At 63.7% G+C, this 23,575-nt stretch carries 20 protein-coding genes; 7 read left to right on the top strand and 13 right to left on the bottom strand.

Going from position 1 to position 23,575, the window contains the following annotated elements; genetic code table 11:
* Nucleotides 1-237 precede the first annotated feature (237 nt).
* Complete coding sequence (locus tag BN3270_RS09570; protein WP_058985369.1) at nucleotides 238-606, bottom strand: SurA N-terminal domain-containing protein; 369 nt, start codon at nucleotides 604-606, stop codon at nucleotides 238-240.
* 172 nt (nucleotides 607-778) lie between these two features.
* On the opposite strand from BN3270_RS09570, the gene BN3270_RS01210 reads away from it, so the two are divergent.
* Nucleotides 779-1,894 carry a CapA family protein gene (locus tag BN3270_RS01210; protein ID WP_058985372.1) on the top strand — a complete coding sequence of 372 codons (1,116 nt, stop codon included), beginning with the start codon at nucleotides 779-781 and terminating at the stop codon, nucleotides 1,892-1,894.
* A gap of 97 nt (nucleotides 1,895-1,991) precedes the next feature.
* Here BN3270_RS01210 and BN3270_RS01215 read toward each other — a convergent pair whose 3' ends face one another.
* The 4 genes from BN3270_RS01215 to BN3270_RS01230 all read right to left on the bottom strand — a co-directional run bounded on the left by BN3270_RS01215 (nucleotide 1,992) and on the right by BN3270_RS01230 (nucleotide 5,945).
* Complete coding sequence (locus tag BN3270_RS01215; RefSeq protein ID WP_271711861.1) at nucleotides 1,992-2,837, bottom strand: energy-coupling factor ABC transporter ATP-binding protein; 846 nt, start codon at nucleotides 2,835-2,837, stop codon at nucleotides 1,992-1,994.
* Nucleotides 2,834-3,679, bottom strand: coding sequence for an energy-coupling factor transporter transmembrane component T (locus BN3270_RS01220; RefSeq protein WP_058985374.1), 846 nt, complete (start codon nucleotides 3,677-3,679; stop codon nucleotides 2,834-2,836). Before BN3270_RS01220 ends, BN3270_RS01215 begins: the two co-directional genes overlap by 4 nt.
* Nucleotides 3,680-3,692: 13 nt before the next feature.
* On the bottom strand, nucleotides 3,693-4,691 hold the full coding sequence (gene cbiM, locus BN3270_RS01225; protein ID WP_058985376.1) for a cobalt transporter CbiM: 999 nt from the start codon (nucleotides 4,689-4,691) through the stop codon (nucleotides 3,693-3,695).
* Between the two features lie 138 nt (nucleotides 4,692-4,829).
* Nucleotides 4,830-5,945 carry an aldo/keto reductase gene (locus BN3270_RS01230; RefSeq protein ID WP_058985378.1) on the bottom strand — a complete coding sequence of 372 codons (1,116 nt, stop codon included), beginning with the start codon at nucleotides 5,943-5,945 and terminating at the stop codon, nucleotides 4,830-4,832.
* Nucleotides 5,946-6,110: 165 nt separating this feature from the next.
* Between BN3270_RS01230 and BN3270_RS01235 the strand changes: the two genes are divergently transcribed.
* Nucleotides 6,111-7,415: a class I SAM-dependent rRNA methyltransferase gene (locus BN3270_RS01235; protein WP_058985380.1), complete on the top strand. Its 1,305-nt coding sequence runs from the start codon at nucleotides 6,111-6,113 to the stop codon at nucleotides 7,413-7,415.
* Nucleotides 7,416-7,500: 85 nt separating this feature from the next.
* Here the strand turns inward: BN3270_RS01235 and BN3270_RS01240 are convergent, their stop codons facing one another.
* The 4 genes from BN3270_RS01240 to BN3270_RS01255 all read right to left on the bottom strand — a co-directional run bounded on the left by BN3270_RS01240 (nucleotide 7,501) and on the right by BN3270_RS01255 (nucleotide 12,309).
* Entirely contained in the window at nucleotides 7,501-8,616 is a 1,116-nt protein-coding gene (locus BN3270_RS01240; RefSeq protein WP_058985383.1) for an aldo/keto reductase, read from the bottom strand.
* Between the two features lie 55 nt (nucleotides 8,617-8,671).
* A complete protein-coding gene (locus BN3270_RS01245; RefSeq protein WP_058985385.1) occupies nucleotides 8,672-9,982 on the bottom strand; it encodes an ABC transporter substrate-binding protein in 1,311 nt (436 codons plus the stop codon).
* Complete coding sequence (locus tag BN3270_RS01250; RefSeq protein WP_058985389.1) at nucleotides 9,973-11,454, bottom strand: GGDEF domain-containing protein; 1,482 nt, start codon at nucleotides 11,452-11,454, stop codon at nucleotides 9,973-9,975. The genes BN3270_RS01245 and BN3270_RS01250 overlap by 10 nt, the downstream gene beginning before the upstream one ends.
* Before the next feature lie 90 nt (nucleotides 11,455-11,544).
* A complete protein-coding gene (locus tag BN3270_RS01255; protein WP_058985391.1) occupies nucleotides 11,545-12,309 on the bottom strand; it encodes an alpha/beta hydrolase family protein in 765 nt (254 codons plus the stop codon).
* Nucleotides 12,310-12,466: 157 nt separating this feature from the next.
* On the opposite strand from BN3270_RS01255, the gene BN3270_RS01260 reads away from it, so the two are divergent.
* Nucleotides 12,467-13,378: a hypothetical protein gene (locus tag BN3270_RS01260; RefSeq protein ID WP_058985392.1), complete on the top strand. Its 912-nt coding sequence runs from the start codon at nucleotides 12,467-12,469 to the stop codon at nucleotides 13,376-13,378.
* Here the strand turns inward: BN3270_RS01260 and BN3270_RS01265 are convergent.
* A complete protein-coding gene (locus BN3270_RS01265; RefSeq protein ID WP_271711862.1) occupies nucleotides 13,368-14,516 on the bottom strand; it encodes a toxic anion resistance protein in 1,149 nt (382 codons plus the stop codon). The genes BN3270_RS01260 and BN3270_RS01265 overlap by 11 nt on opposite strands.
* A 348-nt stretch (nucleotides 14,517-14,864) precedes the next feature.
* Between BN3270_RS01265 and BN3270_RS01270 the strand changes: the two genes are divergently transcribed.
* The gene (locus BN3270_RS01270; RefSeq protein ID WP_058985394.1) at nucleotides 14,865-15,803 is read left to right on the top strand and encodes an EamA family transporter; all 939 of its coding nucleotides are present in this window, start codon (nucleotides 14,865-14,867) and stop codon (nucleotides 15,801-15,803) included.
* Between the two features lie 141 nt (nucleotides 15,804-15,944).
* Here BN3270_RS01270 and BN3270_RS01275 read toward each other — a convergent pair whose 3' ends face one another.
* Nucleotides 15,945-17,432, bottom strand: a complete 1,488-nt coding sequence (locus BN3270_RS01275; protein ID WP_058985396.1) for a DUF1846 domain-containing protein — start codon at nucleotides 17,430-17,432, stop codon at nucleotides 15,945-15,947.
* A gap of 305 nt (nucleotides 17,433-17,737) precedes the next feature.
* Between BN3270_RS01275 and BN3270_RS01280 the strand changes: the two genes are divergently transcribed.
* Together BN3270_RS01280 and BN3270_RS01285 are read left to right on the top strand one after the other, a co-directional pair.
* Entirely contained in the window at nucleotides 17,738-18,316 is a 579-nt protein-coding gene (locus BN3270_RS01280; RefSeq protein WP_058985398.1) for a hypothetical protein, read from the top strand.
* A 196-nt stretch (nucleotides 18,317-18,512) separates the two neighbouring features.
* Nucleotides 18,513-19,337, top strand: a complete 825-nt coding sequence (locus BN3270_RS01285) for an exodeoxyribonuclease III (RefSeq protein ID WP_058985400.1) — start codon at nucleotides 18,513-18,515, stop codon at nucleotides 19,335-19,337.
* Nucleotides 19,338-19,441: 104 nt separating this feature from the next.
* Here the strand turns inward: BN3270_RS01285 and BN3270_RS01290 are convergent, their stop codons facing one another.
* The gene (locus BN3270_RS01290; protein WP_058985402.1) at nucleotides 19,442-19,735 is read right to left on the bottom strand and encodes a chorismate mutase; all 294 of its coding nucleotides are present in this window, start codon (nucleotides 19,733-19,735) and stop codon (nucleotides 19,442-19,444) included.
* Nucleotides 19,736-20,304: 569 nt separating this feature from the next.
* Complete coding sequence (locus tag BN3270_RS01295; protein WP_058985403.1) at nucleotides 20,305-21,213, bottom strand: undecaprenyl-diphosphate phosphatase; 909 nt, start codon at nucleotides 21,211-21,213, stop codon at nucleotides 20,305-20,307.
* 313 nt (nucleotides 21,214-21,526) lie between these two features.
* Between BN3270_RS01295 and guaA the strand changes: the two genes are divergently transcribed.
* Nucleotides 21,527-23,116, top strand: a complete 1,590-nt coding sequence (gene guaA, locus BN3270_RS01300; protein WP_058985404.1) for a glutamine-hydrolyzing GMP synthase — start codon at nucleotides 21,527-21,529, stop codon at nucleotides 23,114-23,116.
* Nucleotides 23,117-23,575: the final 459 nt, after the last annotated feature.

Consider the following 23,575-nt stretch of genomic DNA (forward strand, 5'->3'; position numbering starts at 1 on the left):
CTGTCGGTCCCGAGCACCTTGCGCGCCCGAGTTGCGCAGCCAGCTGCTACACTGAAGGTGGGAAGGCCATCGTCGAGTAAGGGGAACCACGATGACGCAAGGACGTTCGGGGGACGAAGAGCGCAGGAGCGATTCGCAGGGGCGCGCCAATCGCGCGCCGCATCCGCGCATGCGCACGGGCAATGCGAGCGGTACGGGTGCACGCCGCCCAAGCGTACGCGCTTCTCTTATGCTCATCTATGTGTGTATAAGAGGCAGCGTGTAGCCGGTCTCGCGCTGCTGGGCTTCGGCCTCGTCTTCATGGCCGGGGGCGATGGCCGCAAGGGCCGCCCGCCGGTCGTCGTCGGTGACCGCGAGCTTTTCATGGCGGAAGACCGCATCGAGCGCCACCGACTGGCGCAGGGTCTCGCGGGCTTGGTTCTGCGCGCCCACTTCGAGCGCGTCGCGCGTCATCTGCTGGGCGGCGAGAAAATCGTCGAGAGTAGTGTGCTGGGCCGCAAGCGTATCGCGCAGCTCGTCGAGCATCGACTGGCGCAGGGCGTCGACCAGATCGGCCGCCACGTCCTCTTCCAAGCGCTTGGCGATTTCGGCGGTCGCCCTGCTCATNCGGCCTGCGCGGTCGCGCGCGCAAGCGCGCCCGTCGCGGGCGAGTCGACCGCGTACGCGTGCTGCTATACCCGTACAGCTTTCAGCGTCCGGCAGAAAAGCCCCTTCCGAGATCGCTCTTCCTTCGCGCCTTCCGCTCCTGCTGGCGGCGGCAGCCGTTATCGTCCTTCTGGTGTTCGGCATCGCCCAGTGCGCGCGGGCGGGGGCTCAGGCGGGAGATGGCGCCGGCGACACGCACGCGGCCGAGCAAACCGCCGACGATGCCGCGTCGGGCGACGGTGCCGCGGCACCCGCAGAGCGCGTCGAGCTCACGGTGACGGCCTTGGGCGACTGTACCTTGGGCACCGATGCCGATTTCGACGTGAGCACCAACTTTACGAGCGTCTACAAAAAGCAGGGTTCGGCCTATTTCTTCAAGAACGTCTTACCCTACACGGGCGCCGACCAGCTCACGGTGGGCAACTGCGAGGGCACCTTCACCACGAGCACCGACATTCAGGAAAAATCTTTCAACTTCAAGGGTCCGAAGGAATACACGCAGATCTTCACTGACGGCAGCGTCGAAGCGGTGAGCGTGGCCAACAACCATAGCCATGATTTCGGCACGCAGGGCTACACCGACACGATCGATGCGCTCGATGCGGCCGGTATCGCGAACTTCGGCTTCGACCGCACGTCCACCTACGACGTCGACGGCATCAAGGTGGGCCTGTTCGGCATTCGCGACCTGAGCGCCGATACCGATGCCCAAAGTCCGATGACAACCGCGGTGCAGAAGCTGCGCGAGGAAGGCTGCCAGCTCGTGGTGGGCAACTTCCACTGGGGTGTCGAAGGCAACCATACGCCCGAATCGAGCCAGGTGGATCTGGCCCATGCGGCCATCGACGCCGGGTGCGATCTGGTCATCGGCGGGCACCCGCATGTCCTGCAGGGCGTCGAGCGTTATAAGGACCGATACATTCTCTATTCGATGGGCAATTTCTGCTTCGGGGGCAATGCCAATCCGAAGGACAAGAACACGATGATGTTCCAGCAGACCTTCGTGTTCGAGAACGGCTCGCTCGTGACGGACGCGGACGCTCTTTCCAAAGCTTGGGTGGTGCCCTGTTCGGTGTCGAGCGTAACGAGCCGCAACAACTACCAGCCCACGCCGCTTACCGGCGACGCGGGCGAGGCGGTCGTGAAAAAGCTCAACGGCTATTCGGGCAAGCTTTCGGGCGATGCCGTGACCTTTGGCACCCAGCTGGGCGACGACGGCCGCGCGGCCGTGGAAGCGGAGGAATCCTAGCCGGTAACACGCCTTTCGTGAAGGCGGAACGGCGCCGCTACCGGCGCGAAAGGTGTGTTGCCGGGGCGTCTCGCACCGCGTCCCGCCACCCGCACGGCTATCGGTTGATGTGCACGTGGGGCATGTCGGAATATTCGTGCATGTCGCCCATGTAGACGAAGTAGTCGGCCAGGGCGTCGGCAAGCGACTGGTCGTGCGTGCTCACGATGAGGGTCTTTCCCGATTTCTTGAGCGTCTGCAGGAAACCGTAAAGCCAGTCGCGCGTCTTCACATCGAGGCCGTTGAGCGGCTCGTCGAAGCAGTAGACGTCGGGGTTCATGCTCAGGATGCAGGCGATTGCGGCCTTCTTCTTCTCGCCTCCCGAAAGGTGGTAGGGGGCGCGGGCTCGCAGGTGCTCGATGTCGAGCAGGCGGCAGGCGTCGGCGACGCGGCGCTCGACCTCCTCTTCGGGCAGGCCCATCTGGCGCGGCCCGAAGGCCACTTCCTCTTCCACGCTCGAGCAGAAGAGCTGGGCGTCGCTGTCTTGGAAGATGAAGCCCACGCGCTGATGCAGGCGTTTGGCGAAGGCTTGGTCTTTCATCGATTCGGGCGTCACGGGCGCGCCGTCGAAGAGGTAGGCGCCCTGTTGGGGGAAGACGAGCCCGTTCATCGCCTTCAAGAGGGTCGATTTGCCCGACCCGTTGTAGCCCATGAGCACGACCGAATCGCCCGCGTCGATTTCCAAATCGATGTGGCGCAGAACCGGCTCGCTTTCGTAGGCGTAGCAGAAGTCGCGGAATTCGATGAGCGCATGTGCGCTCTCGTGGCGCGGGCGATGCAGGCCGGCGGGGTGGGGTGCGGGGTCGCTATCGCCCACGTGGGGCATGTCGCGCCTGGTGAGCAGCGGATCGCCTTCGTGCACGTGCGGGCGCGCGGCGTGCTCGTGGGAATGGACGAAACTCATTGGACGGCTCCTTGCAGGAAGGCGAACAGGACGACGGCCGCGGCGAGCGCAGCGAACCAGGCGATATCGGCGGCGCGCCAGGGGCGCGCGGGCGGCGTGGGGTAGTCGCCTTCGAACCCGCGGCAGCACATGGCGTCGTAGGTGGTTTGGGCGGCCTCGTTGGTTTTCAGGAACACGACCCCGCCCACGCCGCCTATCGACGAGCGCTTGTCGGCAGAGTGGCCCACGCTGCGCAGTTTGAGGGCGGTGAGCACTTCGAGGGCGATGGTGCCCAGGCGCACGATGTTCTTCAGCGCCAGGTCGATCGTGAGGATGAACAGGTTGGGGACGTGGAAGACGCGCAGGGCGGCGGTGAGCTCGTTGTAGGGGGTGGTTTGGGCCACGGTGAGGGCGCATCCTACCGATACAAGTACCTTGGTGGCTACGAGCATGGCCGATTGCGACTGGCCGATGAAGATGGCCGGCAGCATGATGAGGAAGGTGAGCCCGGCCGCCGCGACCGACACGGAAGCGACCCGCTTGAGCGCCCGCGCTGGGAGGACGCAGGCGCGTACGAGTAGGGCGGCGAGCAGAATGAGCACGAAGAAGTAGTTGCGCGACAGCGACGCGAGCAGGATTACGCCCAGTCCCAGGACCAGCTTGGCGGGCGCCGAAGGCGAAAAGCGGCTGGCACGGCCGTCGTCGAGCCTGAACCCCGCAAGCACGCCGGTGATCGACAGCATGCTCTTCCCGATAAAGCCGTCGCGGTCGCGCGCCGGCTCGTAGCGCTGGGGCTCGAGCAGCCAGGTGGGCACCTCGTGCGCCTCGGGCGGGGTCGACACCCGTTCTTCCTCGTGTTCCACGGTCGGTGCGCCTCTAATCGAACGATACGGTCGGCTTCATTGCCGCCGCAACCAAACGGAAGATGATCACGAGCAGGGCGACGCCGATGACGGCGCTCAGCAGATAGCCGGCGATGTCGGGCAGGCTGCCGATCGAGTAGTCGGGCATGAGCGACGACCATTCCCAGCCTTCGCCCAGGCCCACGGGCATGTAACCCACCATGTCGGCCAGGTCTTCGGTGCCCCATTCGCCCCACGCGTCGCCTTCGGCCAGAAGGCCGAGCGGGGTGAGCGCCACGAGCGCGGCGACGAGCACGTAGACGGGTGCGAGGGCCTTGGCGCCCGTGGGCGTGTCGACGGAGGTTTCCACGCCGAAGGACGGCGCGGTCTTGCGCACGAAGGCAAGGATGCCCACGGTGAAGACGACTTCGGCGGCGCCGAAGACCGTCAGGTGGCCTGCGAGCATGGCCGGTACCGAAATCCACAGGGGGTAGGGGCAGTAGAGGGCCTGGCCGGCGGCGTCGGTGAAGAGCAGGGGCTGCACGCCGAACTCGATGGCGGCGCAGAGAGCGGCGGCGTTGATCGCGACGTAGGAGGCGACGCCGGCGGCGACGAGCTCGCGGCCGAGCGTCTTGTCCCCGCGTCCTACGATGAAGGAATAGACGCCGAAGCCCACCAAAGGCAGGACGAAAGCCATGTTGAAGCAGTTGGCCCCGATGGCCAGGATGCCGCCGTCGCCGAAGAAGACGGCTTGGATGATGAGCGCGATCGACACGGCGATCGTGGCGGCCCAGGGGCCGAAGAGGATGGCGATGAGCGTGCCGCAGACGGCGTGCCCGGTCGTGCCGCCGGGCAGGGGGATGTTGAACATCATGGCCAAGAAGCAGAAGGCCGCCGCGACCCCCAAGAGGGGCATCTTCTCGCGCGGAACGGTGGCGTGCACCTTTTTGATGGCATGGGCCCAAATGGGAATCATGGCGAGGCCGAAGACGCCGCAGGTTGACGGGCTCAGGTAGTTCTCGGGAATGTGCATGAGCTTCCTTCCGTTCGTGTTACGTCTTTGAAGATGGTAACACGAGTGGGGGACACCGCAGGGGAAATTGAGCAAACGCATGCAGGCGCGCGCGAACGGCGTGGGCAAGGGGCTGGCTCGACGCCGTTCGCGGCGGGGCTATTCGAAATCCTGCGCCACTTCGGCGAGCAGGTCGATGATCGGCAGGTGCTGGGGGCAGGCTTGCTCACACTGGCCGCAGGCGATGCAGGCGGACGCGCGATGGCCGCCGGGGCGCCAGCCGTAGTCTTTCTTCGAGCGTTTCAGATCGTGGTAGAGCTTGTACTCGTTGAGGATCTGGAACATTTCGGGGATGTGGATGTTGAGCGGGCAGCCCGGCGTGCAGTAGTGGCATGCGGTGCAGCCCACCTGGTCGATCTTGTCGAGTTCGGCGCGCGCCCGGTCGATCGTTTCGCGCTCGCTTGCGGAAAGCGGCGCGAAGTCGCGGAAGACTTCCAGGTTGTCCTTCATCTGGTCGGGGGTCGACATGCCGCTGAGGACCATCATCACGCCGGGAAGGGACGCGGCGAAACGCAGGGCCCACGAAGCCGGCGAGGCCGTGGGGTTGGCCTGGGCGAGCACGCGCGCGACCGGTTCGGCGGGGTGGGCGAGCATGCCGCCCTTCACGGGCTCCATCACGATGATCGGTTTACCGTGCGCCCGGGCCACCTCGTAGTTCTCGCGCGCGTGCACCACGGGGTTCTCCCAGTCGGCGTAGTTGATCTGCAACATGACGAAATCGACGTCGGGGTGGGCGGTAAGCAGGCGTTCGAGCATGTCGGGGGTGTCGTGGAAGGAAAAGCCCACGTGCCGCACGAGCCCCTCTTGCTTGAGCTCGCGCATGTATCCCCAGATGTCGTAGTCGTCGTAGAAGGCGATGTTGTTGTCCTCGATGCCGTGCAGGAGGTAGAAATCGATGTAGCCGGCGCCGCTGCGCTCGAGGCTCGTGCGAATTTCGGCTTTGGCGGCCGCTTCGTCTTTGGCCGCCCATTTGCCGGCGTGAAGCTTGCTCGCCAAGTAGAAGGAGTCGCGCGGATAGCGTTCGACGAGCGCCTTGCGCGTGGCTTCTTCGGACCCTTCGTAGACGAAGGCGGTGTCAAAGTATTTGCCGCCGGCGGCGATGAAGTCGTCGACCATGCCTTTGGTCGTTTCGACGTCGATCGCGCCGTCGGCGTCTTTGGGCAGGCGCATCATGCCGAAGCCCAGTTTGAGGCAGTCGTTCACCAGTTCGCTCATGTTCCATCCTTCTCGTTCGTTCGCGTTTTCCTTTACTTTACCGTGCGGCGGGGCAGTGCGGGGCGGGAACGCGTCAGGCTCGCGAAGAACGCAGAGCCCGCGCGCGGCAGCGCCGTCTTCCCGTGTGGTACGCTGGGGCGAGTGTCAACGTGAAGGAGAGCAGCCATGCACATGCAGCGTCCCTACCCGCGCGCGGTCATCACCAAGAAGGGGGCCCTGGCCCTGAAGAAGGGCCATGTTTGGGTATTCGAAGGCGAGGTGGAACGCATCGAGCCCGCGCCGCTCGACGGTACGCCGGCCACCAACGGCTGCATCGTCGACGTGGTCGAGGAAAACGGCACCTACCAGGGCACGGGGCTGCTTTCCGAAGAGAGCAAGATCCGCATCCGCCTGGTGTCGCGCAACGCCAACGACCGGTTCGACGACGCCTTCTGGCGACGGAAGGTCCAATGGGCGTGGGACTACCGCAAAACGGTGATGGGCCGGCGCGCTCTGCCCGGCTGCGAACCCGACACCAACTGCTGTCGGCTCATCTTTTCCGAAGCCGACGGCTTCCCCGGGCTCATCGTCGACCGCTACGAGGACGTGCTCGTCGCCCAGGTGGGCACGGTGGGCATGGACCGCCTGCGCCCCGTGCTCTACCCGATGATCCTGGAGGTTCTGCGCGCCGACGGGCAAGAGGTGCGCGGCATCTACGAGCGCAACGACGCGCCGGCCCGCCGCCATGAAGGCCTTGCCCTGCAGAAGGGCTGGTGGGACGCCGATGCGGGCGCCACCTGCGTGGACGCCCCCGACGCGCAGGAGCGCATCGTCATGCGCGAAAACGGCATCGCCTACGACGTCGACCTGCTCAACAGCCAGAAGACGGGCTTCTTCTTGGACCAGAAGTACAACCGGCGCGCCGTGCGCCAGCTCGCGGCCGGCAAGCGGGTGCTCGATTGCTTTTCCCACGTGGGGCCCTTCGGCTTGAACGCGGCGGCGGGCGATGCGGCCTTCGTGCGCTGCGTCGACGTGTCGCAGACGGCCGTCGACCTGGCGCGGCACAACGCCGAGATCAACGGGCTCGCCGACCGCATGGGCTTCACCTGCGCCGACGTGCTCGACTACCTGCCCGCGCTCGCGGGCGACAGGAAGCGCCTGGCGGCGGAGGGCGGTCCGTTCGATTTGGTGATCTTGGACCCGCCGGCCTTCACGAAAAGCCGCTCGACCGTCAAGCAGGCTCGCCGCGGCTACCTGAAGATCAACGAGCTCGCCCTGCGCCTGCTCCCGCGCGGTGGATACCTGGCCACCTGTTCGTGCTCGCATTTCATGACGACGAGCCTTCTGAAGGGCGCGATAGGGGAGGCGGCGGCTGCGGCACACGTGCAGCTGAAGCAGGTAGAGGAGCGCCAGCAGGCGCCCGACCACCCCATCCTTTGGGGCGTGCCCGAAACCCACTACCTCGATTTCCTCATTTTCCAGGTGATTTAAGGCGCGCTCGCGCGCATGCGAAGCGGCTGCGACGGCGAGCTTTTCCCGTACCGTCGCGGCCGTCTCGCTCGCGGGCCGATATGGCTTAGCGATCGAAGGTCTTGGCGCAGCGGGCGAGCAGGTCGATGATCGGCAGGCTCTGGGTGCAGGCGCGCTCGCAGGCTCCGCAGGCGATGCAACTCGTCGCCCGGGCGCCGGGCGCGGTGGCGGCGGCGTAGGCGGCCTCGGACGCTTCGATGCGGCCGGCGCCCAGGCGCAGGTTCATGGCGTCGAAGATGCCGGGGATGTCGATCTGCTGGGGGCAGCGGGACAGGCAGTACCCGCATGCGGTGCATTGGATGACCGGCGAGGCGTTGAAGGCGGCTTGGGCCTTCTGCACGGCGGCGCGTTCGGCGCCGTCGAGCGGGCGGAAGTCGCGCATGAAGGAAACGTTGTCTTCTACCTGCGCCATCGTGCTCATGCCCGAAAGAACGCAGATCACGCCGTCGAGCCCGGCTGCGAACCGAATCCCCCATGACGCGTAGCTGGCCTGCGACCCCGTTTCGTCGAAGATCCGCTTCACGCTGGCCGGGGGATCGGCGATCTTGCCGCCTTTGAGCGGCTCCATCACTACGATCGACACACCGTGGGCGCGGGCCGTTTCGTAGTTGCCGCGCGAGGCCACCTTGGGGTTCTCCCAATCGGCGTAGTTGATCTGCAGCTGCACGAATTCCACTTCGGGGTGGTCGTTGAGGATCCGGTCGAGCACGTCGGGCGTGTCGTGGAAGGAAAAGCCCACATGGCGAATCGCCCCTTCGGCCTTCTTCTCCTGCACGAAATCCCACAGGCGCATCTTCTCGTATTTGCGGTAATTGGCGCGGTTGAGCGAATGGAGCAGGTAGTAGTCCACATAAGAGGTGCCCAGCTTTTCCAGCGAGGTGTCGAGCTGCTGGCGGGCGCCGCGCTCGGTGCGGGCAAGGGGCGCGTAGAGCTTGGTGGCCAAGGTGAACCGTTCGCGTGGGTAGCGCTCCACGAGCGCCTTGCGCGTGGCGACCTCGCTGCCGGGATAGATGTGGGCCGTGTCGAAGTAGGTGAAGCCGGCCGCGAGGAAGGCGTCGACCATCCGCTCGGTTTCCTCGATATCGATGGCGGCAAGCTTGCGGGGCAGGCGCATCATGCCGAACCCGAGTTTGGGCACGTCGCTTCCGAAATATGCGCTCATGGGCGTCTCCTTGTGTGGGCGCGCGGCGCGCCGCTGCCCCGAGGGGCGCGCCGCGCTAGGCGTTCGATTCCTGAACGGCAGCGTACAGCTCTTGGGCGCTCTGGGAAAGGTCGGCGCGGCCGTATTCGTATTTGCGTAGGCTGTCCTTGAAGGCGCTGATGATGTCGGCGTCTTCCATGGCGGGCACCATGGGATCAAGCTCGTCTTTGTGGTCTTGCATCTGTTCGGTGGCTTCCTCTTCGAACCCCGAAAGCTTTCCGTTGTCGGCGAGCGTTTCCCGCGCGGTCTTGCTGGCGGGCACGCCCTTTTCGGTGCCCTGCAAAAGGGCGTAATCGGGGTCGTTGAGCAGGTAGTTCACCAAGCGGGCGGCCTCTTCGGGATGGACCGTGTGCGCGCTGATCGCGAGCATCGTGGCGGGTTTGAGGTACCAGCCGATCGTGCTGGGGCCGGTGATGCCGGGATTCGGCCCCAGCACAACGGTCTGCCCGGCATCGGCTACGGGCTGGCAGTAGCGCGTCGCATCGCTTGCCCAGATCACGACGCCGGCGGTCGTGCCGTTGGCGAACTGCTGGGAGGGCGAATCCCCGTCGAGGTCGATCACCCCTTCGGACACCATGCGGTTGCATTGGGCGATCATGCTTTCGAAACCGGCCTGGTCGATCTGGCAGACGCCGTTCTCGTCGAACGCGCGCGTGCCGGTGGTCTGCTCGTACCAGGCCAGCATGCACATCCACAGCTGCTTGTCGTTCAGGCACAGGGTGCTCACGTCGTGCGCGCGCAGGACGCGAGCGCAGGCGAATAGGTCGTCCCAGGTGCGCGGCACGGTGAGCCCGTACTGGTCGAGCAACGACTGGTTGTAGTAGAACACGGGCATGTTGTAGGCGATGGGCAGGGCGTTGAGGGTGCCGTTGCGCGTGCCGAAGGCGAGGTCGCGGTCGGTGAACTGCGACAGGTCGATCTGGTCGGAAAGGGCGTTGAGGTCGTAGTAGCCCGTGCCGTCGGGGGAGTACGTGGCGAGCCAGGCGTAGTTGACCTGCATGACGTCACGCTCTTCACGGGCTCTCATCATCGACGTGTAGCGCTGCTCGTAGCCGTCCCATACGCCGTAGGTGGGCGACACGGCGATGTCGGGGTTCTTGGCGGTGAAATCGTCCAGGCCTTTGACCGTGTAACGATGGCGCCCGTCGTTGCCCCACCAGGAATAGGAGATATCGGTCTTGTCGTCGACCGCCGCGTCCGTCTGTTGGGAATTGTCGTCGAGCAGCGCACGCGCGAGCAGGACGGCAAGGCAGACGACGAGCGCGAGAAGGATGATGGCGACGATTTGCGTGACGCGCGAGACCGCCGTGCGCGTGTTTAGAGCCATACGCCCTCCTTGAACACCGTGACCGTGCCGCGGTCGCGACCCTGGCGCTTCGCATCGTAGAGCGCGGCGTCGGCCGCTTTGTAGAGGTCGTCGAACGTCACCGAGCCCGCGGGCGCTATGGCCTCGCCGATGCTCACGGTGATGTGCATGCCCTTCCATTTCGGCCCGCTGAAATCGCGGCGCACCTGCACGATGATTCGGTCGACGAGCTCGCGCCCGAATGCGCGCATCTCGTCTTCGCCGGCCCCTTCGATGAAGGTGAACGACGAGAATTCGTCGCCGCCCACGCGCCCCGTGGCGCTCGCGTGCACGCAGCAATCCCGTATAGTGGAGCCCATTTGCTTGAGGACCTCGTCGCCGCGCACGTGCCCGAAGCGGTCGTTGATGTTCTTGAAGCGGTCTACGTCGAGGATCAGGTAGCCGAAGATGCCCTGCGCCTGTTTGGCTTCGATCATCTCGCGCACGGTCGTCTCATAGGTCACCTTGTTGAGCAGGCCGGTGAGCTGGTCGGTGCGGGCGCGGGCGCTCAAGTCTTCGACCAGGGTGTCCACGGGGCGTGAAATGCGCAGATAGACGATGCCCCCCACGAGCACGAACAGGACGATCATGAAGGCCAGGAACAGGTAGATGACATTGCGCATGCTCTCGAACTGCCCCATCACCGAATCGGTGGGGGACGCCACCACCACGCGCCAGCCGTTCTCCGCTGTGCTCGACGCCGCGAAGTAGCGATCGTTGTAGGAGCTGGTGTTCCCTTCCGTGCCCACGAGCGCGGCCACCTGCTCGTCGAGCGGTTGGCCGATGCTGTCCTCGTCGCTGGAGAACAGCACGGTGTTGTCGTCGTCGACGAGCGATACGGTCGCGTCGCCCAGGCCTTCCGGTGCGGCGAAAACTTCGGCCATCGAGCTGGAGTAAACCGACATCACGAGCAGGGCGTCATCGTTGAGGCGCTTCACGTACCACAGGCGGTGGGTGTTGCCGCGCACGTCGAACGTCCAGCCGCTCTGACGGGCGACATCGGTGATACGGCCTTCGAACTCTTCGTACATCCCGCCGTCGTTGAACAGCCCCAACGTGGTCTGCGAGATCCAGCCTAGGTGACTGCCGTCGGCGTAGACCACGCCGAAGTCGGAGAAGCTCTCGGTGCTGCCGATGTCGAAGATGCGGCCGCGCACGGCGTTTTCGGCCTGGGTTTTGCTGTAGGCGTCGAGTTCGGAGGTGACGGGGTCGTAGGCGTAGTAGCTCTTGTCGGTGAACATGAGCTGGGCGGTGTTCTGGACGGTCTTGAAATAGTTCGACGCGTTGAGCTCGATCTGCTCGGTGTCGGTGGCCATGAGGCGCGCCGTGTTCTCGCGGGTGAGCCCTTCGGAGCGAACGATGAGGAAGCTGCAGACGGCGACCATGAAAGCGAGGATGAGCAGCAAGGCAGCAGTGAGCTGCTTGGATTGGATCTTTTGCAGGTCCTCCTGCATGGGACGTCGCTTTCCTGTACTGTTTCGCCGGCTATCTACCTTACAGTGTAGTGGAATGCGGCCGTGCGCGCTCGCCCGACTTTTCCTTTCCTAGCTGCGCGGCGAGAAGAATTCCACGACCGTGTGGATGGCGAAGTCCATGTTCTTCGGCGTGCGGAAGGCGTGGTCGCAGTTCGGCACGGCGATGAACTCGATCACGTTGTCGTCGGCGAAGGCGCGCGCTTGATCGATGGGGACGAACTCGTCGTTCTCGCCGTGGAGCATGATGATGTCGTCGGCCCAGTCGAAGAATTCGGCTTTGGTGATGTCGTGGGCGGCCAAGTCGTCGATGAGACTGCGGTCGATCTTCATCTTGCGGTCGAAACCCACTTCCACTTCTTTGCCGCGGTCGAATTTTGCCCGGTCGGTGGGGGCGACGTTGTTCTCCATGAGCTGGGCCATGTGGATGCCGCAGGATCGCAAGGCGATGCGGTCGAAGGGGTTGCCGTGGGCCTGCAGGTAGGCGAGGGTGAGGTAGGCGCCGAAGCTCACCGAATAAATGTAGAGGTGGGTGGCACCCAACTCGCGCTTGGCGTAGTTCACGACGATCGAAAGGTAGGAGAAGCACTCTTCAAGTTCAAGCTTTTTGCGGGCGTCGCGGCCGTGACAGGGCCAGTCGAAGGCGAGCACCGCGTCTTTCTTGTGCTTGCCCACTTCCTTTTCCGCGAATTTCTGGATGCTCGCGATATCCTTGGTGCCGCCGAACCCGTGCGTGCAGATGACCACGCGGTCGTGGGTGCGGTCGTCGGTGCCGCAGGTGAGGTTGCAGCGAACGCTGTAGCCGTCTTCGTTGATGTCGAGTTCCCTGGTTTTCATGCGTCCCTCTTCGGCTGGGTCTGTCGAGCGTTTCGCATCCGACTATAGCCGAACGCGGCAGGGGCGGCACGGTCGGCGCCGGTTTTCGCAGGCTTGACGCAAGCGTGTATCGTAAGGGGAAAGGGGAATGCGAGCTCGATTCAACCGAGGAGGCCGTATGAAACAGGGGAATGCCGGGCATTTCTCCGTGCGCTACTTCGTGCGCAACCTGCAGGACCAGATCCGCACCGACCGGCGCGATTTCGTCATCTATTCGGTGCTGCGCGTGCTCGTGATCGTCACGCTCGTGCGCTCGGTGATCATCGGGTCGTGGGAGAGCGTGGCCCTGTGCGCCCTGTCGCTTGTGCTTTTCCTTCTGCCCGCCCTGGCCGAGACGCGGCTCAACATCGAGATTCCCACGGTCTTCGAGGCGATCATCTACTTGTTCATCTTCGCGGCGGAGATCCTCGGCGAGGTGAACCACTATTACGTCCTCATCCCCGGATGGGACACCATGCTCCATACCCTCAACGGCTTTCTGTGCGCAGCCGTGGGCTATTCCCTCGTTGACTTGTTCAACAAGCACAGCGATGGCATGCGCCTGTCGCCCAAGTACCTGGCGCTCGTGGCTTTCTGCTTTTCGATGACCGTGGGCGTGCTCTGGGAGTTCGTGGAATTCGCGATGGACAGCCTCTTCGGGGTGGACATGCAGAAGGACTTCCTGGTCACGTCGATCTCCTCGATCCTGCTCGACCCTACGGGCACGCAGACGCCCGTGCGCTTCGACGATATCGCGCAGACGGTCGTTACGGCGACAGACGGCCAGACGCTCACCATCGAGGGCGGTTACCTCGACATCGGCCTGCTCGACACGATGAAGGACCTCATCGTGAACTTTGTGGGCGCGGTGGTCTTCTGCACCTTCGGCTACCTCTACACGAGCGGGCGCCGCAACGGCACGATCGTGCGCGGTCTGCTCATCAGCCGCAAGGGGCGCACCGCTTCGGCCCACGTTGCGCGCGAAAAGGAAATCGCGCGCGTCCAGACAGAATCGCGGGCGGGCGAGGCCATGGCGGCACCTACGCGCTGATGTGCTCGATAAGGGCGGCCTTCAGCTCGCCTTCCATCGTGCGCATCTTCTGCTGGGCTTCGGCACGTTGGGCGCGGCCCTGCTTCTGCACTTCGATCGTGTCTTTGAGCGTGGCGATGAGCTCGTCGTTGACGTGCTGCAGGGTATCCACGTCGACCGCCCCGCGCTGGTTGGCCCGCTCGGCTGCCACGGCGCCCTGGTGAAGCTGGTCGGCGTTCTCGCGCAGGAGGCGATTGGTCACGTCGTCGACTTTTTGCTGCAGGTCGAGGGCCTTGCGCTGGTTCTCGAGCCCCAGGGCGATAACCATCTGGCTCTTCCAGAGGGGGATCGTGGTGCTCACCGTCGTCTGGATTTTGTCGGCGATCGTCGCGTCGGCATTCTGAAGTATTTTGATTTGCGGGCAGGCCTGCAGGGCGACGACGCTGATGCGGTCGAGGTCGTCGAGATGCTTTTCGAACCGGTCGAGCTTGCTCTTGAAGTCCTTGAGCACCTGGCCGGCCATGGGGTCGCTCGATGCGGCGGCTTCGGCTTCGAGGGCGGGCAGCTGGGTGGTGCGGAAGTCGGCGAGCGCCTGGGCGCCGGCTGCCACGTGAATTTTCAGCTGCTTGTACTGGGCGACCGACTGGTCGTAGAGCTCGTCGTAGAGGGCGATGTCGCCGATCATCTGGGCGCGGGCGCCTTCCAGCTGGCCTACAATTTCGTCGACCTGGGGGACGACCTTTTGGTATTCCCGGCGCACCTGATCGATTTTCACGGCTATGCTCCCGATGATCGGCACCTTCTTCACGCCAGAGAGGGAGCTGTCGTCGACCGTGGCCAAAAGCTCGCGCAGGAGTTCGCCGGCGTGGCCAGCGTCTTTGCTGGTCGTTTGCTGCAGCATGCGGTCGGAGAAGGCGGCCATGTCGCGTTGGGCGTCGGCTCCCCAGGTTTGCTCGATGCCCGACTGGGTGAAGTCTATCTGGCGGGCAAGACCGTCGACCTTTGCCTGGTCTTCTGCGGAAAGGGCCGCTCGGGTGGCTTCGGCGTTGCTGGCGGCGGGGGTGGGCGCATCCGGCTCGGGCGCGGGGTTCGCTGCAGCGGTCGAACCCATGAGCGATTGGAGCGTGATTTTCGGGGCGTTGCGGGGCGTATCGGGCATGAGGGCTCCTTTGTCTTCGGGTATGCCACAAGGATAGGGGACGCACGCGGTCGTGTGCGCGGGGTGGGCTCATAGTTGCCGGCATGTTGACGGGCGCGGCTCGGCTGGTTTCTGCGGTGGGGGATGGTTCTCGCATCGCGCGCTCGAGTCGGTGGACGCGCGAGAGCCCTTCTTGCTTGCGTTGACGGATGCATGCGCTTGCTTTATAGTCCCGCTTCGTTAAAAACTTCCGTGGACTTTTCCGGGCAGTCGCCATCTTTTTTCCACGGCCCCTTGCGGGGTCGTGAGGCGCGCAGCTGCCCCTCGCGCCTCCGCCGTATCGCTCGATCTGACGGAAAGGCGTATCGAATGGAAAAGGAATCTGCAGCCGTGCGGCGACTCGCCGCTCTTCAGGTGTTAGTGGGCGGGGCCTGCTACGGGGCCAACGCCACCATGTGCAAGATGGCGTTTGCGAACGGGTTTTCCTGGCAGCACGTGGTTGCGGGCCAGATGTGGTTTTCAGCCGCACTGTTCGGCCTGGTGCTGCTCGTGCAAGCGGCGCGCGGTCGCGGGTGGCAGCGTTTGGGCGTGGCTCCTACCGCTAAGCTTGTTGCGCTCGGTTTTCTCTCGTGCACCACGAGCGTGCTCTACTATTTCGCGATGGCCTTGCTCCCAGTGGAAGTGGCGATTACCCTGCTCTTCCAATACTCGTGGATCGGCTTGGTCATCCAGGTGATCGAGACCCGTCGCGCCCCGCGTCCGACCGAAATCGCCGCAGCGGCCGTCATCTTGGCGGGTACCGTGTTCGCGAGCGGCATTTGGCGCACCGGCATCGCCGGCTTCGATCCGCTGGGGCTGGTTTTCGGCTTTCTTTCGGGCGTGAGCTGCGCCTTGTTCCTGGCCCTTTCGGGGAAGGTCGTCGTGCCCTGTTCCGACGCTCAGCGCGGCTTTCTGGTCTGCCTGGGGGCAAGCGTTCTGTCGCTTGCCGTTTGCCCTACCTTTATCCCCTCGGGGGTCGTCTTCCAGGGCATGGCCCCCTATGCGCTCGTGATGGGGCTCTTCGGCATGCTTTTGCCCGTCTACCTATTCGGGCGGGGCACGCCGTACATTCCCGCCGGTATGGCCACCGTGCTCGCCTCGTCGGAGCTGCCGGCCGGTCTCTTCGTGTCGATGATCGCCCTGGGCGAGCCCTTGGGGCCGGCGGAATGGCTCGGCGTCGCGGCGATTCTGGGCGGCGTTGCTATCTCGCAGCTGGGGGAGGGCTTCTCGCCGCGTTTGCGCTTTCGCTCGGTCGACGCGCAAGGCTAGCGTGCAGCGGGCGCGCTACGGATGAGCGCCTGAGCCAGCTTATGTGCCCTCCTGGGTGCGAAACACGGCTTTCCGAATCGCCCTCTTAGCAAAGCTCCCCGCTCCTTATGAGGAACGGGGAGCTTTCATGCGTGCGGGCGCTTATTCGTGGTAGTAGCGATGCGATTCGTATTTGGGTTCGCAGCAGACGTTGATGCCCAGCGTGCGGTAGAGCTGCTCGTCGTCGGACGTGATGATCGTCGAGAAGTAGGCGTCGCAGTTCTTGAGCTCGGCCAGGTGGTCGAGGGCGCGGCCGGCCATGGGATTGGTAAGCGAAGAGGTCGAAACCGCGATGAGCATCTCGGTGGGGTGCAGATGGGGATTTTCGTGGCCCAAGAGATCGGTGCGCAGGCGCGCAATCGGGGCCATGGCTTCGTCGGAGATGATGTACATGTCGTCGGGGATGCCGGCCTGGGCCTTCATGGCGTTGAGCAGAACCGAGGATGCTGCGCAGAGCAGTTCGGACGTACGGCCCGTAATCACGCGGCCGTCGGCCAGTTCGATGGCGCCGGCGGGCTCGCCCGTTTCCTCGGCCTTGTCGAGGGCTGCTTTATGGGCAGGGTTCACGTCGACATCGACGCCGGCCTTCTTCATGAGAATCTCGAGCTTGGACACCTGGTCTTCGCCCACGCCCGTGCGGCGCACCTCTTCGGCGGTTTGGAAGTAGCGGCGCACGATTTCGTTCTTGGCGGCCGCGCGCACCGCATCGTCGTCGACGATTGCGAAGCCGGCCATGTTGACGCCCATGTCGGTGGGGCTTTGGTAGGGGCTTTCGCCTTGGATGTGCTCGAGCATGGCCTTCAGCACGGGGAAGATCTCGATGTCGCGGTTGTAGTTGACCGTGGTCTCGCCGTAAGCGGCTAGATGGAAGGGGTCAATCGCGTTCACGTCGTCGAGGTCGACCGTGGCGGCTTCGTAGGCGATGTTCACCGGATGGTCGAGCGGCAGGTTCCAGATGGGGAAGGTTTCGAACTTGGCGTAGCCGGCTTTCACCCCGCGCTTGTTTTCGTGGTAGAGCTGGGACAGGCAGGTGGCCATCTTGCCCGAACCCGGGCCGGGAGCCGTGACTACGACGAGCGGTCGCGAGGTTTCGACGTAATCGTTTTTGCCGTATCCCTCGTCGGACACGATGTGGGCGATGTCGTGCGGGTAGCCCTCGATGGGGTAGTGTAGGTAGCTCTTCACGCCCATCGCGTCGAGGCGCTGGCGGAAGAGGTCGGCGTTGGGCTGGTTGCCGTACTGGGTGATCACCACGCTGCTCACGTAGAAGCCCAGGTTGATGAAGGCGTCCATCAGGCGCAGCAGGTCCTCGTCGTAGGTGATGCCCAAATCGCCGCGCACCTTCGAGCGCTCGATGTCGTTGGCGTTGATGGCCAAGATGATTTCGACGTCGTCTTGCAGCGCGGAAAGCATGCTGAGCTTGGTGTCGGGCTTGAAGCCGGGAAGCACGCGTGAAGCATGGTAGTCGTCGAAGAGCTTGCCGCCGAATTCCAAATACAGCTTGCCGCCGAACTCGTCGATGCGCTCGCGGATGCGCTTGGTTTGCAGCTCGATGTACTTGTCGTTGTCGAAGCCTACGGTGTGTGGCATGGAATCCCCTTCCAGGGCGGTTGAAGGCGGACGGTGAAGTCGGGGCGGCCTGTAGCGGTGCCGCCGCATGAACCTATCAATAATAGCGCGTCTTCTGGCGGATTCATGCGTGGGGGACGGAGGGAAGGGAAGCTGTTTCACTGCGTGCGAGGCAGGTACCACCGCTGTGAAATGTTATGAACTATTAAATTATCATCAATTCTGATGTGACTTCGTGAAGAAATGTCAAAAGTGTGTCAAAAAGCATGCAGAGCTTGGTAAAGTCATGCCTGCAGTAAGAGGTTCTCGCAAGGATAGGAGTTCGCATGAGGCTTTTTACCACCAAACGCACGTCCGTATCCCATTGCGAAGATTCGGATGCGCTGATTCCGACGAATGCCGTGCCGCTGAACGATTCCGAGCCCGAAGGCAAGGAGCAGTGGGCGACGTGCCGTTCCTTTATCACCGTGCTGGCCGTTGTGGCCGATATCTACCTGGTCGCCATGCTCGTGGGCGTTGCGGCGATTCCCGATTTCACGAGCCTGTCCGCACTCGCGGGCGTCGTGATGGCGTTCTCGATGGGTCCAGTGCGCAAGGTCATCGCGTCAGCGACCGTGCGCGGCGGGGTGACGCGCCCGATGACGCGCGCCCGTTACATCGCGTTCTGCACGGTGCCGTCGCTCGTGATGGGCTGGCTGCCCCTGGCCGTGTGGGCTGTGGCGCCCTTGGCCGACGACCTGGGCACCTACCTGTTCGCGTTCGCGGCCGCTTCGGCGGTGAACGGCGCGCTCGAATTGAAAAACGCATGGAACACGGTCATGCAGGCCCCGCGCAACGCGATTATGCAGACCGCCGGCGCCCGTACCTATTGGTACGCGGGCGACACGTCGCGCGACGAACGGTAGGCGGAACGGCAGCTGGGCGCCCGCAGGTGGCCGGTCTGCAGCTGGGCTTCGCAGCTGACCACATTCCATCGGGATTCCGGGTTGCCGTTGCTGGCCGTGTTGCCGCGTGCGGACGACCCTGCCCGTCTTGTCTCCCACGCGGTAGAATGGGGCTCGCTTTGTTCGCCTGCCCGCAAGATGGAAGGTCATCCGCACCATGAAGTTCATATCGTGGAACATCGATTCCCTTAACGCCGCGCTCACCGGCAAAAGCGCTCGCGCCGACCTCACGCGCGCCGTGCTCGACACGATCGCCGAGGAAGATGCCGACATCATCGCCATCCAGGAGACCAAGCTGCCTGCTGCCGGCATGAACAAGAAACAGGCCGAGGCGCTGGCGGCGTACTTCCCCGCATACGATGTGGCTTGGACGAGCTCTCATGAGCCGGCGCGCAAAGGGTACGCGGGCACGATGGCCCTGTACCGCAAAGGGCTCGCCGTCACGCCGACCTATCCCGCAATCGGGGCCCCTGAGCCCATGGACGAAGAAGGGCGCCTCATCACGCTCGACCTGCCCGATTTCTACTTCAACCTGGTGTACACGCCCAATGCCGGCGACGGGCTCAAGCGCTTGGGGGAGAGGCAGCTGTGGGACGAACGCTACGCCGACTACCTGGCCGAACTTGACAAGGCCAAGCCGGTCATCGCCTGCGGTGACTACAACGTGGCTCACGAGGAAATCGACCTGGCCAATCCGGCGACCAACCATATGTCGGCCGGATTCACCGACGAAGAGCGCGCCGGCTTCACCCACCTGCTCGGGCGGGGGTTCGTCGACACGTTCCGTTACGTGCACGGCGACGAGACGGGCGCGTACTCCTGGTGGGCTCAGCGCGTGAAGACGAGCAAGATCAACAACGCCGGGTGGCGCATCGACTATTTCCTGGTGAGCGACAGCCTCAAAGACCGTGTGGTGCGTTCGGAAATGGTCGATTCGGGCCCGCGCCAGGACCACGCGCCCATTCTGCTCGAAATAAAGTAGGCGGCGCATCGGGTGCGGCAGCATCGATAATGCCGGCTTCCATCGTGCGGGGCCGGCATTATCGATGCATGTGTGGAGTGGGGCCGGCGGAGAGCCGGCGGGCGCTATCGATCGTTGTGCGGGGCGGGGACGCTGCGCATCACGGCCAGCAGCGTTTCGTAGACGGTCCGCAAGTCTTTGTCGCGCAGGGGGCCTTCGTTGACGGCGGCGAGCTTCTGGAAGATGCGCTCTTCTCGAGCTGGGTCGTAGAGGTTCATGCCAGCGCCGGGCTTCAGGGCGCGGATGGCGAGCGACTGGCGGGCGCGAGCGTTCAGTAGGTCGACGATTTGACGGTCGAGCGCATCGATTTCCTTGCGGTGCGCTTCGATCTGGGCGATGTTTGCGGGATTGTGTTCCATGGCGGGCCTCTTTCGCGTTCGTTTTGCGCCATCATAGCAAAGCGCTCCAGCATGCTAAAGCGCGAGAAGCGGGTGTGCGGGGAATGCACACGCGCGGGGCGGGGCCGACAAGCGGCTGCAGGGCCGTTGCAGGTTATCTGTTCAGGTTGCACGGCCGTGGTATACAGCCGCTCATTTTGCAAGGTCAGCGCACGGTTTTTCGAGCGCGGGCTCCGATTCGGCCCCCTCTGTGCAAAGCGCAGGGATATGTCACGCTGACGGACACATTCCCGCTCATCTTGCAGGGTTGTTGCGCGTTTCGGCTCAACATGCAGGGTTGTGTCAAAGATTGCGTGCATTCGCCCTGCAAAACGAGTTTTCGAAGGCCCGGTTTTCGTTTGTGCTGCAAAACTCGTGCATCTTGAGCATTCGGCGCGGCGGCACAAAGGGCGCTGCCGCTCTGCCGACGTGCGGCGCGCAACGTCCGGAGCGCAACGTCCGGAGCGCCCGTCGTTCCTGTTCGGCATGTAAAAAGCGGCGCGGGACGAACCGCTCGTCCCGCGCCGCCTGCGCCTAGTTATGCGCGCTCCCTAGAACAGACCCATGCCCTTGGCGCCGAAGTAGCCGAGCACGATGATGCCCACAACGATGCGGTACCAGCCGAAGGCGGTGAAGTCGTTCTTCTTGATGTAGCCCATGAGGAACTTGATTGACAGCACCGACACGACGAAGGCGCAAAGAACGCCGGCGACGAGGACGGCGATTTCGGTCTGCGACATCACTAGGCCCGCGGCGAGGAACTTGATGACTTTCACGATACCCCAGCCGAACATGATGGGGATGGCCAGGAAGAAGGTGAACTCGGTGGCGGCCACGCGTGAGCAGCCCGACAGCATGCCGCCGATGATCGTAGCGCCGCTGCGGCTCGTGCCCGGGATGATGGCCAGGCACTGGAAGGCGCCGATTTTCAGGGCCGTGGGGATGTCGATGTCGTCGACGGTCGTGGTGCGGAAGATGCTCGATTCGGCGGCATCGGGACGCGCATGCTTGCCGCGCACGGGGGTGATGGCCGCCTGGGCCTCCAAGCGGCGGTTGCGGCGTTCCATGATGATGAAGATGATGCCGTAGACAATCAGCATCGAGGCGACGACGATGCCGTTGTAGAAGTGGTCGTGCACCCAGTCGTCGAAGAGGACGCCGATGATGGCAGCCGGAATGCAGCCGATGAGCACCATGCCCCACAGGCGCCAGGTGCCCTTGCGCTGCGCGGCGGTCTTCTTGCGCGAGAAGGGGTTGAGTTTGGTGAAGTAAAGGATGATGACGGCCATGATCGCGCCAATTTGGATGACCACGAGGAACATGGCGAGGAACTGCTCGGACACGTTGAGCTTGAGGAATTCGTCGACCAGGATCATGTGGCCGGTGGACGAGATGGGCAGCCATTCGGTAATGCCCTCGACGAAGCCGAGGAAGAGCGCTTTCAGTACTTCGATGATCATGCGGTAGCGTCTTTCGTAGGTAAGGCGGATGAAACGCAGGCAGGCTCTTCCTGCCCAAGGGAAGTGAAATCGTACCATGCGCGAATGTACGTTTTCTGTCGGTGAACGGCGGCACCTGAAAACGCGCATATGCGCGCGTTTCGCCTGCGTGGGTAGGGTGGGGCGCGTAGAAGCCCTCGTTCGCGGGGCGTATTTGCGTGGAATGCGCGGGCTCGTGCAGGCGCGGGGCGCACGCGGCAGGCAAGTTCGCTAGAATGCTGTGCAGATATCCTGCTGCGGCACGTGCGTGCCGCCGTTTCCGAAGGAGCAATCTGTGGCTACCGCATCTACCGATCAGAAGGTCATCGTTCTCGATTTCGGCGCCCAGTACGGGCAGCTTATCGCCCGTCGCGTGCGCGATCTGCACGTCTATTCCGAAATCATGCCGTGCGATGCGTCCGCCGAAGAGATCATGGCCGAGCATCCGTCGGCGATCATTCTTTCGGGCGGCCCGGCGAGCGTGTACGCTGAAGATGCGCCCAAGGTCGACCCGAAGGTGTTCGAACTGGGTCTTCCCGTGCTCGGCTTCTGCTACGGCCAGCAGATCATGGCCGTCACGCTGGGGGGCACCGTGGGCCACACCGAAAAGGGCGAATACGGCCACGCCACGCTCACCCGCAAGGGCGAAAGCCGCCTGCTCGACGGCACGCCCGCGGAACAGCAGGTGTGGATGAGCCATCGCGACGCCGTGAGCGCGGTGCCCGAAGGCTTCACGGTTACCGGCACGACCGAAACCTGCCCGGTGGCCTCGATGGAATGCGCGTCGCGCAACCTGTATGCGACCCAGTTCCATCCCGAGGTGCGCCACACGCCCCATGGTCAGGACATGCTTTCCAACTTCCTGTTCAAGATCTGCAAACTCGAGCCCAATTGGACCATGGAGGGCATCATCGATTCGATGGTGGCCGACATCCGCGCCAAAGTCGGGGACGACCGTGTGATTCTGGCGCTTTCCGGCGGCGTGGATTCCAGCGTGGTGGCCGCGCTCATGAGCCGTGCGGTGGGCAAGCAGGTGACCTGCGTGTTCGTGAATCATGGGCTGCTGCGCAAGAACGAGCCCGAACAGGTGGAGGAAGTCTTCACCAAGCAGTTCGACGTCGATTTCGTGCACGTGCACGCCGAAGAGCGTTACGCAAAGCTGCTCGACGGGGTTACCGAACCCGAGCAGAAGCGCCGCATCATCGGCACGCAGTTCTGGAAGGAATTCTTCGCGGTGGCGCAGCAGCTCGACGGCGTGAAGTTCCTGGCGCAGGGGACCATCTACCCCGACATCATCGAGTCGGGCGCGCGCAAGACGGGCGGCAAGGCGAGCACGATCAAGAGCCACCACAACCTGATCCCGTTCCCCGAAGGCGTGCATTTCGACCTGATCGAGCCGCTCGACCATTTCTTCAAAGACGAGGTGCGGGCGCTGGGCACGGCGCTTGGCCTGCCCGACCATATCGTCTACCGCCAGCCGTTCCCGGGTCCCGGTCTCGCCATCCGCATCATCGGCGCGGTGACGCCCGAGAAGCTCGAGATCCTGAAGAACGCGGATGCGATCGTGCGCGAGGAGCTCGACGCCTACAACGCCAAGCTGTTCGAGGAAACGGGGGAGCGCAACAGTGAGCATTCCGTCTGGCAGTACTTCGCCGTGCTGCCCGACATCAGGAGCGTGGGCGTGATGGGCGACGAGCGCACCTATGCGCGGCCGATCATCCTGCGCGCCGTGGAGAGCAGCGACGCGATGACCGCTGACTGGGCCAAGCTGCCCTATGATGTGCTGGGGAAGATCTCCGGCCGCATCGTGGCGGAAGTGCCCGGCGTCAACCGCGTGGCCTACGACATCACGAGCAAGCCGCCTGCAACGATCGAGTGGGAGTAGTCGAAAGGCTATTTTGAAGCCTCGATTTTCCGTCCGCTGAGTACCGCAGAGTGTCGCAGCGTACGGAAGAAACGCAAAGCCCCCAGCAACTTGGGGGAATAAATTGAGCGAGATACCCCCGATTTCCACTTGAAATCGGGGGTATTTTTTATGCTTTGACCTGCTGTTTTAGGAAGCTTTACTCCTAATTGCCGTACAGGGCGGACATGGCGGCACCCCACGGACGGGGAGTAAAAGGTTTGTTGGGGGAGTAAATTGTCCCAGTCGCCTGTCCCAGTGGGGCAAAACGGACCCCAAAACTCAACTGAAACTCAACGGGGCGAAATATGGTGGCTTTTCAGCAAAACCGCAGGTCAACAATGGGGAGTAAAAAATTACTCCCCCAAGCGATTTTATCGGCTTTAACCCACTTCGAATGGTGGGTTTCGGGCATAAGAAAAGCAGGTGTTTTACTCCCAA

It is taken from the genome of Hugonella massiliensis (genome assembly GCA_001486445.1).
GTDB classification, from domain to species: domain Bacteria; phylum Actinomycetota; class Coriobacteriia; order Coriobacteriales; family Eggerthellaceae; genus Hugonella; species Hugonella massiliensis.